Here is a 14,747-nt window from a genome sequence, read left to right on the forward strand (position 1 = left end):
ACGACCATGCCGCTCGAACAGCACATCAACTTGACCGTTCTCCCTGCCGGGCTGTCGGACGACGGCACCCAGGCCCGGGTGTCGGTGTTCTTCGCCCCCCGGTTGCAGCCCGAGCACGAGGGCGGCACGCTGTCCGGCTTCGGAGATCTCGTCAGCTGGCCGGACAAACTCAAGGACGCCACCTTCGAGTTCGCCACCGAGGAGGACGGCACCGGGGCGCCGGCTGTGGCGCACGGACCGTTCGCCGGCCCCCTCAGGCCGCAAGGTCCGCCCCCCGACGCGGACTTGTGGAGAAAGCTCTTCCACGAGAACACCCCTCTGGAGCCCTACGTCTTCGAATCGTCGAGCGAGCGGGGGCAGCGCACCTACTCGGCCGCGCAGGTCAGCGACTACACCAAACGGGTGTACGTCGGAGCGGCCATGGGCCACCCCGAGGCACCGCCCTCGACGAGGCACGCGCTGAGCGTTCAGAGCTCCGCCCACGTGAACGAACCCAAGGACATCCCGCAGCCCGGCAGCAGCCCGCACACGATCAAGACGGAGCTCAGGACCGATGTGCCGCAGGACGGTGCGGTGCCCCCGGACCTGGCGGCCCTGAACGCGTTCCACAGCGTCCCGCAGCCGAGTACCACCGTCAGCGAGGGGCTGGCCGGCGACGGACAGCAGCCCCCGCCCGACCCGCCACCACCGCCTTCGTTGCCCCCTGCCGACTTCCATACGATGCTCACCTCGCTCGGCGACCACCCGGTCCTGTTGCGGCGCCTCGGACTCGTCCTGGACTTCCTCCTGCCGGTCGAGCAGCTCCCCGCCTCCTCGGGCGAGCGGTTGCTGACGGTCGTCCCGCACTGGGCGTCCGCTCTGGAACAGGGCGCGTTCGACGTGTCCTGCCGGACCCGCTACGTCTTTTCCGCCGACCCTCTCGACCCCGCCCGCCGTGTCTTCGTTCCCGCGGCGCAGTCCCCTGCTCACGGCGACCCGCTGGCATCGCCGGCCCGCGGCCTGGTGGTGCTTTCCGAGAATTTCGCTCTGGAGCAGGCCGACATCGACGGTGCCGCGTTCAAGTTGCTGTCGGTCCCCGCGGACGCCACGGGCCTGTCCCCCGTGCGAACCCGCGGATTCTCCCTGATCAGGCACGACCGCGCGGACAGCCTGAAGAACGAGTTCCAACGGGCCGCCGTTCACGAGAACGCCTTCTCCCAGGTCGTCTCGGCACAACGAGCCGGCAACGGCGTACCGGCCGGGGAGACACCGGGGGCGGCCCCGGGCACTCCGCAGAACGCGAACGCCTCCCCACAGCCCGCCCCGGACGGTGTGAGCGCCCCCGAGCTGCTGGCCCAGGACGTGGTCCGCGGCCACCGGCTGGACGTCTGGGACGAGACACGCGGGGCGTGGTTCTCGCTGCACGAGCGCGACGTGGAGTACCGGCAGCCCGGTGCCGGACCGGTCCTGCTCACCGCGTCCGACGAAGGCTTCTGCCAGGCACACCTCGCCTCACCGCCGCACGAGAGCGTCCCGTCGGCGACGGCTCCGCCCCTGTACGTACCCGAGCAGTTGGTCTCCTGGCACGGCTGGTCGCTGTCGGCGCCCCGTCCGGGCCTGGTGCTGGACACCGACCCGGGCTCGCCCGACGATCACCTGCCGCCCAACAAGCCGATGCCGCCCAGGAACGACGCGCCGCCGGGGGTGCCGCTGGAGATCACGGTGAAGGTCCGGCCCGGTTCACTCCCCCGTCTGCGCTTCGGCCAGCAGTACCGGGTACGGCTGCGCACCGTCGACCTGGCGGGCAACGGCCTCGACGTCACGCAGGCCACGGCGCTGAAGGCCCTGCCCGGTACTGCGCTTCCCGGTCCAGGGCCGGAGCCGTTCCGGCGGTTCGAGGCGGTCCCGGCGCCGGCCGTGGTGCCCCGGCTTCCGTTCGGCGAGGGCGCCTCGGCCGTGCGGATGGTGATCCGGAGCAGCCCGGGTGCCGAGCCGCCCCCGGCCGGTCCTGCGGGCCCCGATGGGCAGACGACGGCGGTGGCCCTGGCCGATGTCCGGTCCGGCCTGACCAATGACGCCGTCCGCACCGTCCAGAAGGCTCTCATCGCCGCCGGCCACCCCCTGCTGGGCGGCGCGGACGGCGTCTTCGGCGATGAGACCAGGAAGGCCTACGCCGCGGAGCAGCTCGCGCAGGGCTTCGCGGGGGCGGACGCCGACGGTGACCCAGGCTGCGAGTCCCTGACCGCGCTGGGGCACAAGAGCGGGTTCACCGTCGACTGCGGCCACGGCTTCACGCCCGCGGACGGCAGCACCGCGGAGCAGTTCGCCGCGGAGTTCAACAAGTCGGCACTGGTCACCTCGCGAGGGCACGTGGCGTACCAGGGGATCGACGAACGTCACCTTGTGGCGCCGAAGGCGTCCCTTCAATGCGTGGAATGGCACGGACTGCTGGACGCGGCGATCGGCTCCACCGACCCCGGCGCCCAGGACACGGTCTACGCGCTGGCGACCAGGGAGAACGGCTCCCTCGGCGACACGCAGCCGGGTGTGCAGCTGAAGCCCGTCGACTCACCCGCGGCGGACCCCGGCCACCCGGCGTCGATCGCCCTGCACACCGGCGAGCAGGTCGAACTGCCCTACCTTCCCGATCCGCTGTCCATGGGAGCCGTTCTGCTGGACCTCCCGGGCATGCCCGCCGGTCAGCCCTTCACCGTCCCCTGGGAAGGCGATGTCTGGCACCGTCCCAGGTCCCTGCGGGTGAGGCTGGCCGAAGGGACGGCGCCGCCCCGGTTCGACGACGCCTCCCGGGTACTGACCGTGTCACTGCCCAAGGGCGCCGTGGCGACGGTCCGGGTGTGTTCCGGGATCGACTTCGACGCGGACCTCATGGGCTTGGCCCGGTGGTGCCGGCGGCCCCCGGACGGGACACCCACCCCCGCACCCGCACCCGCACCCGCCACGGGGACGGACGACGCGGCCGTCACGACGGCGGAGTCGCCGGACCCCGAAGCGGTCCTTGAACTGGCCGCGGCCGGCCGGCACTGGATGTTCACCCCCTGGCACGAACTGACCCTCGTGCACGCGGTCCAACGGCCGCTGCGGACACCCGTGCTGGACCTCTCCGGGTCGGGGCCCCCGCGCGCCCCCGGCGCCACGGCCGAGCACCTCGCCGGCACCATCGCGCTGGACGAGGCCAGTACGGGCCGGATCGAACTCGTCGCCGAGTGGACCGAGGTGACGGACGCCGGACCCACCGGCCGCGACGCCCGGCCGATGGCCGCCCCGGTGTTCGGACTCCTGACCGGCAGGGCGGACCCGCCCGGTACCCACGGCCCCCAGGTCGCCGTCCTCGACAACGGCGTCCTGACCTTCAGCACGCAGGCGTCCGAGGACCGGGCGAAGACTGCCGCGGACGCGGCCAAGACGGCCGACGACCAGGCCAAGGCGGCCAAGGCGGCGGCCAAGGAAGCCGCTGACACCGCCAAGGCGGCCAAGGACGCGGGCGATGTGGCCGCTGCCGCCGCCAAGAGCGACGAAGCGGCCCGGTCCAGGGCTGCCGGCGTCGAGAGCGCGGCCAAGGCCGCCGTCGCTCCGGCCGTCCTCCAGAACCACGAGTTCGGCGACACCCGACACCGCACGGTGCGCTACCGCCCCGTGGCCGGAAGCAGGTTCGCCGACTGCTTCCCCGCGCAGTTCGCCGATCCCGGCGAGAGCACGCTGACCGTGACAGGGGCGCCGCGGGAACACTCGGTGCCCAGCAGCGCGGCGCCCACGTCCCCGCGCGTGCTCTACTGCATGCCCACCCTCGCGCTGGAGCGGGACAAGGGACCCGACGGCGCCGTCGTCCAGCGCCGGCTCGGTGGCGGTATCCGGGTGTACGTGGACCGTCCCTGGTACTCCTCGGGTGACGGCGAACTGCTCGGTGTGGTCCTCGGCGAGCCGCCGGGGGGCGACCCCGCCTCGGTACGGGATTCCTGGGTCACGCTGATGGGCCGCGATCCCCTTCACCGTTCCGCCCCGGTCGTCGCCCCGACCGCGGACATGTTCACCAACGCGGTGCGGCGTTCCGGGCCGCTCTCGGTGCCCACGCCCTCCGGCCCGCTTCCCGTCACGGTGGTGGGCTTCGCCCCGCAGTTCGACGCCGACGAGAAGGGCGGCCGCTGGTACTTCGACCTGGAGATCGACACAGGGGACGCCTGTCTGCCGTTCGTCCGGCTCGCTCTGGTCCGGTACCAGCCGGAGTCGATCCCGGGTTTCGAGATCTCCCGGGTCGTCCTCGCCGACCTGGTCCGCACCCTGCCCGACCGCGAGTTGACCGTCAGGCCCGGCCCGGTGCTCTCGGTCAGCGTCACCGGCCCCTCCTGGGACCCCACGGACTCCCCGCCACCGCTGATCACCGCCGTGCTGCAACGACGACATGACGTCGTCGGCGACGACGACCTCGGCTGGGTGACCCTGGACGACACATCGACCCCCCTGACCTCGGTCGACGCGGACTCCTCCCACCGGCCCTCCTACATGGGCCAGGTCACGGTGCCACCCGTCGGGCCAGGGGTGCCACTGCGCCTGACGGTCGTCGAGACCGAGAACATCCCCGCCGTCGCTCCCCCGCCCGCCGCGCTCCCCACGCCCCCGGGGCCGGTGCTGTACTGCGACACCGTCGATCTCTTCCCGGGATCCGGCGGCCAGGACGACAACGACGACGGGCCGCAGCGTGACGACGGGCCGCACGGCTTCGGCGGGCCGCACGGCGACGGCGACCACGGTGACCACCAGGGCCATGGCGGCCACGGTGGCCATGGCGGATTCTCCCCTCACTGACCTCGCGCAGGCCCGTGAACCCACGAGTGGACGGAGACCTCACCATGTTCGACAGCGTCCGCAACTACTGGATCGGCTTCAACGATCCGCTCGAAGGCCGCGTGAACTGCATGCACTTGGACCAGAAGAGCTGGGTGAGCACGGGCATCGGCAACAAACTGGACGAGACGGCGCAGGCCGACTCGGCGCCGACGGACGCGGAACGAGAGCGTTCGCTGGCCGAGGCCCAGGAGCTTCGCTGGCTGGTCAACGACGACGGCGCGGAGGCGACCGCCGACCAGGTCGCCGCCGACCGGGACGCCCTGAGGCGCCAGTTCCAGGCGCCCTTTGACGGACGATGAGATCGATCGCGCCGTCTTCGCCGAACTCGGTTTCCACGTGCTTTCGGCGTGAGTGACAAGAACGTTCACCAACCATGTGAAGACGAAAGGACGGACGTCATGTCTTCCTTCGACATCGACTTCTCCAACCCGTTCCCGTCAGGGTTCTCCGGCGGTCTGGGCGGCCCGAACCAGGGTGGTCATCAACCACCCCAGTGGTACATCCAGTTCGGAATGGACCTGGGCGCCGACGAAGGCACAGAGATTTTCGCCGCCTTCGACGCCCACATCACCAAGTACGCGCCGCACGACCCCGCCGCCGATACCCAGAAGGTCTACGGCGCGCAGTTGTTCATGCGCGCCCCGAACGACATGATGGGCGGCTTCTACACCCATCTGACCGATGTTCCGGACGGACTGGGCGTCGGCTCGACCGTCAGCAGGGGCGACCTCCTGGGTACCGTGCTCCGGTTCGATCCGACGGCGACCCATCTCCATCTGGCACTGGTCGAGATCATCGGCGGCGCCCCGGACGGCACGTACACGGGTGTCGATCTTTACAAGCTCTTCCTGGACACGGCCAACACGGACGCCGTCACCACCGTGACCTTCATGCAGGACGGCTCTCCGCCGACCGTCAACTGAAGATCGAGCGCTTCCCACTCCATCAAGCGGTACGACCGTGACGGACGCTTGGCAGACTCAGCTCTCCCCGGCCCATCCGGAGCACGCGGCCGTGGACTTCGCGCAGGTAGGCGGCGAGTTTGCGGATGGACCAGCAGGTGAAGGGCCGGCCGACCACCGTGGGACGGCCGCCGCACGACCGCGGGGCGGCCGCCGGACCGCGACCGGAGCGGCGCCGGAAGGCAGCAGTGTGCGGCCGGAGGGCAACGGGCCGCTGAACGTGCGGCATCCGGGTGCTCGCGCGGGCCCGTCCGGCACGGGTACCGCGGGGAAGCCGCCATCGGTTCCTACGTTGATCATATGACGATCGGATTCTCTTCCCGGGCCGCATCGGCGGCCTGCGCGTTCTGCGTGGCCGGCGTCCTCGCCCTCGGGCCCGCCGCGGCCGCCGCCCCGGCCGGCACGGACCCCGGGCATCCCGGCGCACCGGGCGCAGCCGGCGGACCGGGCGGGACGCTCCCTCGGCCGTCGCTGCTGTACCGCTCCGGCACGCAGGTCAGGCCGCACCCCGGCGCCCCCGAGGTCCCGGACGTCTCCGCCCTGTCGTGGCTGGTGTCCGACGCCGGGACCGGCGAGGTGCTCGCCGCGTCGAACGCGCACCGGGCACTTCCTCCCGCCAGCACGCTGAAGACCCTCTTCGCCCTGACGGTGCTGCCCGTGCTGCCCGGCGAGCTCCGGCACCGGGTGAGCGCGGAGGAACTCATGGGCATCGGCCCCGGCAGCAGCCTCGTCGGCGTCGCCGAGGGCCACACCTACCGGATCGCCGACCTGTGGCGAGGCGTGTTCCTCAACTCCGGCAACGACGCCGTGCACGTCCTGGCCTCGCTCAGCGGGGGCTGGCACACCACCGCCACCCGGATGCAGGCCAAGGCGCGGTCCCTGGGCGCGCTGGACACCCACGTGCGGTCGCCCGACGGCTACGACACCCCCGGCCAGGTGTCCTCCGCCTACGACCTGGCGGTGTTCGGACGGGAGGGGCTGCGCAACCCCGACTTCGCGCGGTACTGCGCGACAGCGGAGGCGGAGTTCCCCGGGGACGGAGACGAGTCCTACGGCATCGCCAACACCAACCGGCTGCTCACGGGGGCGAACGGCGTCGAGCCGTACCCGGGGCTGATCGGGATCAAGAACGGCTACACCAGCAACGCCGGCAACACCCTGGTCGCCGCGGCCCGCCGGGGCGGCCGCACCCTCGTCGTGACGGTGATGAACCCTCAGGCGGGCGGCGGGTTCGCCGTCTACGAGGAGGCGCGGGAGCTGCTGGACTGGGGCTTCGCGGCAGCGGGACGGGTCGATCCGGTGGGCTCGCTGGACGCGCTGCGGGCGCCCCCGCTCCCCGATCCCCGATACGGGCCGGGGGCGGCGCCGTCCACGCCCTCCGCACCGGGGCTCCGGCCGCCCGCGCGGTCGGCGCCGTCCGCCGCCCCGTCGACGCGGTCCGCGCCGACCCCCACCGTGGCGACCGCGGCGACGGTCAGGGCCGGCGGCGGGGACGGGGCCGGCGGCTGGTCCGAGGCGGCGCTCGTCGTGGGGGCCGCCGCGCTGGGCGGGGCCGCCGTGGCGCTGGTGCTGCGGTTCGCGGGCCGCGGGTCCCGGGGAAGGTGACCGACGGGCAGCCAGACCAGCAGGCCGAGCGTGACCCAGGTGTAGGCGTTGGCGCCGAGGAAGCCGCCGACGCCGGACGCGTCGTCGAACCACAGCCACACCACGCTGGTGCACAGCACGGCGTACAGGGCGCCGGCGACGCGCGGGCGCCCCACGCGGATCAGCACGGCGAACGACGGCAGCAGCCAGACCAGGTGGTGGACCCAGGTGACGGGACTGACCAGGCAGGCGGTGAGGCCGGTGAGGGCGAACGCCCCCTGCACGTCTCCCGAGGCCGCCGCGCGCCGGGCCCGCCACGCCCACCCGCACAGCACCAGCACGACCAGCACCGCCCAGACGGCCCGGCTCTCCACCCCCAGCCGGGCCAGCACGCCCTGAAGGGACTGGTTCGAGACGTAGTCGAGCCGGCCCACACGGTTCGTGTCCCACAGGGCCTGCGTCCAGTAGAAGCGCGACGCGTCGGGGGCGACCAGCGCGGCGAACGCCGTCGCGCCGGCCGCCACGGCGGTGGCCACGGCGGCCGCCCGTCGCCGGCGGGCGATGAGCAGCAGGCCGATGAAGAGCGCGGGCGTGAGCTTGACCGCCGCCGCCAGCCCGATGCCGATTCCGGCCCACCGCGACCAACCGGACCGGCGCGGCCACCGGAACCGCTCGAGCCCTCGGACCTGACGGGCCCGGCCGTGCCGGTGGGGCGGGCCGGACGGCGGGAGCGAGCCGGACGGCGGGAGCGAGCCGGAGGGCGGGAGTGGGCCGGACGCCAGCAGCCGGGCGTCGGCCAGGACGAGGGCCAGCAGCAGCAGGTTGACCTGGCCGAAGCTGATGGTGTCGCGCAGCGGCTCGAACAGGGCGAGCGCGCAGGCCGCGAGGCCGGCGCCGTACCAGCCGTGCCGCCGCCACCCGGGCCCGGACAGCACCCGCACGACGAGGGCCAGCGCCGCCAGGTTGAGCAGCAGGGCGGTCACGATCGCGGTGCGCAGGCCGATCAGGGCCATGGGCGACATCACGACGGCCGCGAACGGGGGGTAGGTGAAGCCGTACGGCGTGCCCGGCACCCGGTAGTCGTAGACGCGGCCGTCGCCGTGGATCCAGGTGTCGACGGTGCCGTAGTAGACGCGCAGGTCGAACCAGTCCCGCAGCAGCGGCACGGTCGCGGTGAAGACCGTGACGGCGAGGGCCAGGGCGAGCACCAGCAGCAGCCGGCCGCGGTCGGTGCGGGGCGCCCGCACGGCGGGGACGTCCTTCGGGGTCATGCGGTACGCCCCAGGGCGGCCGGCGCCTGTGCCGCGAGCCGGGCCTGCCACAGGACGACCGCGGCGAGCGCGCCGCCGCACAGGGCCAGCAGCAGGCGGCCCGGGTCGGGCGGGCCGCCGTCGGGGAGCACGGCCAGCGCGAGGACGCCGGCCACGACCGCCGTCCGATGCCGTGTCGGGGTGTCGGGGGCCGCGGCGGCGATGAGGAAGAGGCCCCACAACGCGTACCAGGGACGGATCGCCGGGCCGAACGCGGCCACCGCGGCGAGGCTCAGTCCGAGCGCGTACACCGGACGCGGACGCAGCCGCCACCAGATGACCACGAGGGCGACGGCGGTGATCGCGAGCCCGAGACCGTGCCAGACGGGGACGGCCAGCGGCGCCAGGTCGCTGCCGAGGTCCTCCAGGAGGGCGCGGGTGGCCCGCCCGAGCAGGCTGGTCAGCGCCCAGTTGTGTGCGGAGACCGGAGTGTCCAGGGCCGCTATCCAGCCGTATCCGGTGCCCGCGACGGCGGTCGCCGCGACCGTGGTGACGGCCGACGCGCCCAAGGTCGTCAGCAGGACCGGTGCCGGACGCCGGCCCGCGCGCAGTTGCAGGACCACGACCGCCACGAGGCCCAGCGCGGCCGGGGCCTTGACCAGGGCGGCGAGGGTGACGAGGACGGCCCCGAGCACCGGACGGCGGCCGAGCGCGGCGACCAGGCCGACGCCGAGCAGTCCCAGCATGATCGCGTCGTTGTGGGCGCCCGCCACCAGGTGCAGCAGCACCAGCGGGTTGAGGACGCCGAGCCAGAGCGCGGCCGAGGGGTCGGCGCCGCTGTGCCGGGCGAGCCGGGGCAGGGCGGCCGTCATCAGCGCCACCCCGAACAGCGCCACGCACCGCATGCCGAGCAGCCCAGCGGAGAGCGCGCCGCGGGTCAGGGCGGACAGGGCCGCGGCCAGCGCGAGGAAGACCGGCCCGTAAGGGGCTGCGGTCTGCCGCCACAGCGGGGCGACCTCCTCGGCGAGCGGCCCGCCGAGCCGGGCCGGACCGTGCGTGTACACGTCCAGGTGCGCGTCGACCATGGCGCCCTGGGCCAGGTAGCTGTACACGTCGCGGCTGAACAGCGGCGGTGCGATCAGCAGCGGCGCGGCCCACACGGCGAGGACGAGCACGAGGGCGCGCGGCGTCGGCGGCCGCGCGCCGCGCACCAGTCGGCCCAGCAGGATCCAGGCGGCGGTCAGCAGCACCAGGCCGAAGTAGACGCCGACCAGTCCGAGGACGGCGTGCGCCGAGGACGGGGCGAGGAGCTCGCGGGCGGGCAGGGCGCCGGCCGTCTCGCCGCCGAGCGCGAGACTCGCCGTGCCGGCCAGGCCCAGCACCTGACAGCGACGGAGATCGAGGGGGGAAGCATTGGCCGACACCCCGTCATGCTGTCGACGCCGGATGGCCGCGGGGCGACCTCCCGCCTTCGGGGCGGCGGCCTGCGCGTGACCGGCTCGTGTGTTCGGGCGGCGGCGATGAGTTCCGTCGGCCCGGGCGGTCTCTCCTGTGACCGCCTCCACCGAACCACCGATCTACCGAACTACCGAGCTACCGAGCTACCGAGCTACCGAGCTACCGAACGGACGTGACGAACGTGGCGAACAGTTCCGGCTACGCCAAGGTCAATGGCCTGGAGATGTACTACGAGAGCCATGGCTGCGACGACGGGGCCGAGCGTCCGCTGGTGCTGCTGCACGGGGGCGTGCTCACCGTGGGACTGTCCTTCGGGGCCGTGCTGCCCGCGCTGGCCGTGGGCCGGCGCGTCGTGGCTCCCGAGTTCCAGGGACACGGGCACACCGCCGACATCGACCGTGCCATGACGCCGGCGAACCTGGCCTCCGACGTGGTGGCGCTGCTCGACGGACTGGGCATCGAGCAGGCCGACCTGCTCGGATTCAGCCTGGGCGGCGTGACCGCGCTGCACCTCGCGCTCGAACACCCCGAGCGGGTCGGACGGCTCGTGCTCGCCGCCACGCAGTACTCCCAGGAGGGCTACCACGAGGAGGTCGTCGCCCCCGACTACACCTCCGCGCGGCTCCCGAGCCAGGCCGACTTCCAGGAGATGACCGACGCGTACACGGCCGTCGCACCGCATCCGGAGCGCTTCCAGGACCTCATCGCCAAGTGCACCGCCGCGGCCCACGCCCCGCTCCCCTGGACGGCGGACGACCTGCGCGGACTGCGCGCGCCCACGCTGCTGGTGATCGGCGACACCGACTTCGTGCGGATCGAGCACGCGGCCGAGATGCAGCGGCTGATCCCCCGGGCGGAGCTGGCCGTCCTGCCGGCCACCACGCACATGGCGCTGATGCGGCGCACGACCCTGCTGCTCCCGCTGCTGACCGAGTTCCTGGCGGCACCGGACCGGCCCGGCCGCGACTGACTGACTCAGAACACCGACAACCCCGTCAGCGTCGTGAACCGGTCCAGGGCGGCCACTCCCGCCACCGAGTTGCCGCGTTCGTCCAGGCCCGGGCTCCACACGCACAGGGTGCAGCGGCCGGGGACGACGGCGATGACGCCGCCGCCGACGCCGCTCTTGCCGGGCAGGCCGACCCGGTAGGCGAATTCACCGGCCGCGTCGTAGGTGCCGCAGGTCAGCATCACCGCGTTGACCTGCTTGGCCTGGCTGCGGGTGAGCAACCGGCTGCCGTCGGCGCGGACGCCGTGCCGGGCGAGGAACCCGGTCGCCAGGGCGAGATCGGCGCACGAGGCGGTCAGGGAGCACTGACGGAAGTACTGGTCGAGCAGGACCGGCACGTCGTTGTCGACGTTGCCGTAGGACGCCATGAAATGGGCGAGGGCGGCGTTGCGGTCGCCGTGCGCGGCCTCGGAGGCGGCGACGTCCTCGTCGAAGCCCAGCGCGGGGTTGCCGCTCTCGGCGCGCAGGAAGCCGAGGAGTTCGCCGGCCGCGTCCCCGGTACGGGTGTGGAGCCGGTCGGTGACGACCAGCGCGCCCGCGTTGATGAAGGGGTTGCGCGGGATGCCCTGCTCGTACTCCAGCTGCACCAGGGAGTTGAACGGGTTGCCCGAGGGTTCGCGGCCCACGTGCTCCCAGAGTTCGTCGCCCTCGCGGGCCAGATCGAGGGCGAGGGTGAACACCTTGGTGATCGACTGTGTGGAGAACGGCTCCCGCCAGTCCCCCACGCCGTACACCGTGCCGTCGGGCTCCGCGACGGCCATGCCGAAACGACGCGGGTCGCAGGCGGCGAGCGCCGGAATGTAGTCGGCGGGCCGGCCGCGCCCGGGGGTGCGCTCGATCTCCTCGGCGATGCGTTCCAGGACCGGCCGGAAGGCCGGGGACGACGTCGTTGTCATGATCACCATTGTGCCTCCGTGCCGGTCCTGACGCGTTCGCCGCTGGTCAGCGGTGTGGAGGCAGGTTCACGCCAGGGGCGAGCCGCTGCCGGCGAGGACCTCGGGGCGCAGCAGGCGTGCCAGCTGCTCGGCGGGCAACAGCCCCTTCTCCAGAACGAGTTCGGCGACGCCCCGGCCCGTGGCGAGGGCCTCCTTGGCGATGTCGGTGGCCGCCGTGTACCCGATGTGCGGGTTGAGGGCGGTGACCAGGCCGATGGAGTTCTCGACGCTCGCGCGCAGTGCCTCGGTGTTGGCGGTGATGCCGTCCACACAGCGTTCGGCGAGGGTGAGGCAGGCGGCGCGCAGGTGGGTGATCGACTCCGACAGGGAGTGCAGGATGATCGGCTCGAAGGCGTTGAGCTGGAGCTGTCCGGCCTCGGCGGCCATGGTGATCGTGACGTCGTTGCCGATCACCTCGAAGGCGACCTGGTTGACGACCTCGGGGATCACCGGGTTGACCTTGCCGGGCATGATGGACGAACCGGCCTGGACCGGCGGCAGGTTGATCTCGCCGAGGCCGGCCCGCGGTCCCGACGACAGCAGCCGAAGGTCGTTGCAGCTCTTGGAGAGCTTGACGGCGACCCGCTTCAGCACGCCGGACATCTGGACGAACGCGCCGCAGTCCTGGGTGGCCTCGACCAGGTTGGCCGCGGTGACGAGCGGCAGGCCGGTGATCTCCGCGAGATGGCGGCGAGCCGACTCGGCGTATCCGGCAGGGGCGTTGAGGCCGGTGCCGATGGCCGTGGCGCCCAGGTTGATCTCGTAGATCAACTGGACCGCCTCGTCAAGACGGTTGCGGTCCTCGTCAATCATGACGGCATAGGCCGAGAATTCTTGACCGAGCGTCATGGGGACCGCATCCTGCAACTGTGTACGGCCCATCTTGAGCACATTGCGGAACTCGACGGCCTTGCGGGCGAAGGAGTCCTGCAAAACGGACATCGCCTTGAGCAGTCCACGCACCGCGAAGACCGTCGCTATCTTGACGGCGGTCGGGTAGACGTCGTTGGTGGACTGTCCGAGGTTGACGTCCTCGTTGGGGTGCAGGTGACCGTACTGCCCCTTGCGGTGTCCGAGCAGCTCCAGCGCCCGGTTGGCGACGACCTCGTTGGCGTTCATGTTGGTCGAGGTGCCGGCGCCCCCCTGGACGACGTCCACGACGAACTGGTCGTGCAGCTTCCCGGCGCGGATCTCCCGGCAGGCGGCGACGATGGCGGCGGCCTTCTCGGGGGCCAGCAGGCCGAGCTCCTCGTTGGCGAGGGCGGCGGCCTCCTTGACCGCGGCGAGCGCGTCGATGAGGTGCGGGTAGGCGGAGATCGGCATCCCGGTGATGGGGAAGTTCTCCGTGGCGCGCAGGGTGTGGACGCCCCAGTACGCGTCGGCGGGGACGTCCCGGTCTCCGAGCAGGTCGTGTTCGCTGCGGGTGACTGCGGCGGTCATGAGGGTGCGGCCTCTTTCTGAGGGGCGGGCAGACGGCGGTTTCGGCGAAGGAGGAGCGGCCGGCTCGGGCGGTACGGGATGGCGTCCGCCCGAGCCGGTCGGGCGCCGGCCCGGTGGTGACCGGGACGGCGGTTCATGGGGCCGGCCGTGAGAGCGCGGCCGGGTGAGGCTGTCCGGCACGACGCCGGTTCATCGCCTCGCCCTGGGGAGGCGGCGCGCCGCCCCCGGGCCGTGCGGCCGGACGCGTCAGGCGCAGGCCTGCACGGTGACTGGGTCCAGCGCGCGCACCGGGCGGACACAGCCGACCGGGACACCGCCGCCGAGCAGCGGCTCGCCCGCGAACCCGGTGAGGAGCGCGGGGTCGACGCCGGCCCGGGTCAGGGCGGCGGCGGTGACCGGCACCCGGGCCCGGTTCGCGCCGTCGGAGATCTTGACGGCGACGGACCGGCCGTCCGGGAGGGCGGCGACCTGCACGCCCTCGAAGCCGTCCTTGGTCAGCAGGCCCGGCACGGCCCGCATCAGGGCGGCCACGTCCCGGCCGGAGCCGGAGGCCATCTCGGCGTGGTCGCGCATGGCGTCGGCCACGCGCGCCTCCGGGGTGCCGGGCGCCGCCGCGGTGATGCGGGCGGCGGCCCGGGCGAGGCCGTGCAAGGAGACGGAGAACAGCGGGGCGCCGCACCCGTCGACGGTGACCCGGGCGATCCGCTGTCCCGTGAGGTCCTCGACGATCTCGGCGATCGCCTGCTGCAGCGGGTGCGCCGGGTCGAGATAGCCGTCGAGGGACCAGCCGTTGAGCGCGCAGGTGTACAGCATGGCCGCGTGCTTGCCGGAGCAGTTCTGGGCCAGGCGCGAGGGCCCACGTCCCTCGCGTGTCCACGCGTCGCGGACGGTCGGGTCGTACGGCATGTCCTCGACGTTGCGCAGGTCGTCCTCGCCGACGCCGGCGAGCTCCAGGATCCGCCGGGCTCCGGCGAGGTGGCGTTCCTCGCCGGAGTGGCTGGCGGCGGCGAGCGAGAGCAGCTCCCCGTCGAGCGGCAGCCCGGCGCGGACCATGGCGACCGCCTGCACGGGCTTGAGCGCCGAGCGCGGATACATGGCGGCCTCGATGTCGCCGAGCTGGAGCTCGACCTCACCGTCCGCGCCGAGGACGACGACGGAGCCGTAGTGGATGCCCTCGGTCACCCCGCCCCGGACGAGATGGGCGACGGGTGCGTGGAGGGGTTCGCGGATCGTGGGGGCCTCGGCGAGGGAACTGCTGAACATCACT

9 protein-coding genes and 1 pseudogene are annotated in these 14,747 nt (G+C 73.0%); 5 read left to right on the forward strand and 5 right to left on the reverse strand.

The window, feature by feature from the left end:
- Nucleotides 1-6: 6 nt before the first annotated feature.
- The 4 genes and pseudogenes from Sri02f_RS18885 to Sri02f_RS18905 all read left to right on the forward strand — a co-directional run.
- Nucleotides 7-4,800: a peptidoglycan-binding protein gene (locus tag Sri02f_RS18885; RefSeq protein ID WP_109002490.1), complete on the forward strand. Its 4,794-nt coding sequence runs from the start codon at nt 7-9 to the stop codon at nt 4,798-4,800.
- A 44-nt stretch (nt 4,801-4,844) separates the two neighbouring features.
- Nucleotides 4,845-5,141 carry a hypothetical protein gene (locus Sri02f_RS18890; RefSeq protein ID WP_159106743.1) on the forward strand — a complete coding sequence of 99 codons (297 nt, stop codon included), beginning with the start codon at nt 4,845-4,847 and terminating at the stop codon, nt 5,139-5,141.
- Nucleotides 5,142-5,240: 99 nt separating this feature from the next.
- Complete coding sequence (locus Sri02f_RS18895; RefSeq protein WP_109002492.1) at nt 5,241-5,765, forward strand: peptidoglycan DD-metalloendopeptidase family protein; 525 nt, start codon at nt 5,241-5,243, stop codon at nt 5,763-5,765.
- A 339-nt stretch (nt 5,766-6,104) separates the two neighbouring features.
- A pseudogene (locus tag Sri02f_RS18905) lies at nt 6,105-6,959 on the forward strand (D-alanyl-D-alanine carboxypeptidase family protein); the annotation flags it as partial.
- An 83-nt stretch (nt 6,960-7,042) separates the two neighbouring features.
- Here the strand turns inward: Sri02f_RS18905 and Sri02f_RS41755 are convergent.
- Nucleotides 7,043-8,635 carry a glycosyltransferase 87 family protein gene (locus Sri02f_RS41755; RefSeq protein WP_167467576.1) on the reverse strand — a complete coding sequence of 531 codons (1,593 nt, stop codon included), beginning with the start codon at nt 8,633-8,635 and terminating at the stop codon, nt 7,043-7,045.
- A gap of 20 nt (nt 8,636-8,655) precedes the next feature.
- The gene (mptB, locus tag Sri02f_RS18915) at nt 8,656-10,062 is read right to left on the reverse strand and encodes a polyprenol phosphomannose-dependent alpha 1,6 mannosyltransferase MptB (protein WP_109002494.1); all 1,407 of its coding nucleotides are present in this window, start codon (nt 10,060-10,062) and stop codon (nt 8,656-8,658) included.
- Nucleotides 10,063-10,268: 206 nt separating this feature from the next.
- On the opposite strand from mptB, the gene Sri02f_RS18920 reads away from it, so the two are divergent.
- Complete coding sequence (locus Sri02f_RS18920) at nt 10,269-11,066, forward strand: alpha/beta fold hydrolase (protein WP_245970686.1); 798 nt, start codon at nt 10,269-10,271, stop codon at nt 11,064-11,066.
- Between the two features lie 5 nt (nt 11,067-11,071).
- Here the strand turns inward: Sri02f_RS18920 and Sri02f_RS18925 are convergent, their stop codons facing one another.
- The 3 genes from Sri02f_RS18925 to Sri02f_RS18935 form a co-directional block, all read right to left on the reverse strand.
- A complete protein-coding gene (locus tag Sri02f_RS18925) occupies nt 11,072-12,010 on the reverse strand; it encodes a glutaminase (protein WP_109002495.1) in 939 nt (312 codons plus the stop codon).
- A 57-nt stretch (nt 12,011-12,067) separates the two neighbouring features.
- Nucleotides 12,068-13,480, reverse strand: coding sequence for an aspartate ammonia-lyase (gene aspA / locus Sri02f_RS18930; protein WP_109002496.1), 1,413 nt, complete (start codon nt 13,478-13,480; stop codon nt 12,068-12,070).
- Between the two features lie 246 nt (nt 13,481-13,726).
- Entirely contained in the window at nt 13,727-14,743 is a 1,017-nt protein-coding gene (locus Sri02f_RS18935; RefSeq protein ID WP_109002497.1) for an asparaginase, read from the reverse strand.
- Nucleotides 14,744-14,747: the final 4 nt, after the last annotated feature.

This window comes from Streptomyces rishiriensis, assembly GCF_003112535.1.
Classification (GTDB): Bacteria; Actinomycetota; Actinomycetes; order Streptomycetales; family Streptomycetaceae; genus Streptomyces; species Streptomyces rishiriensis.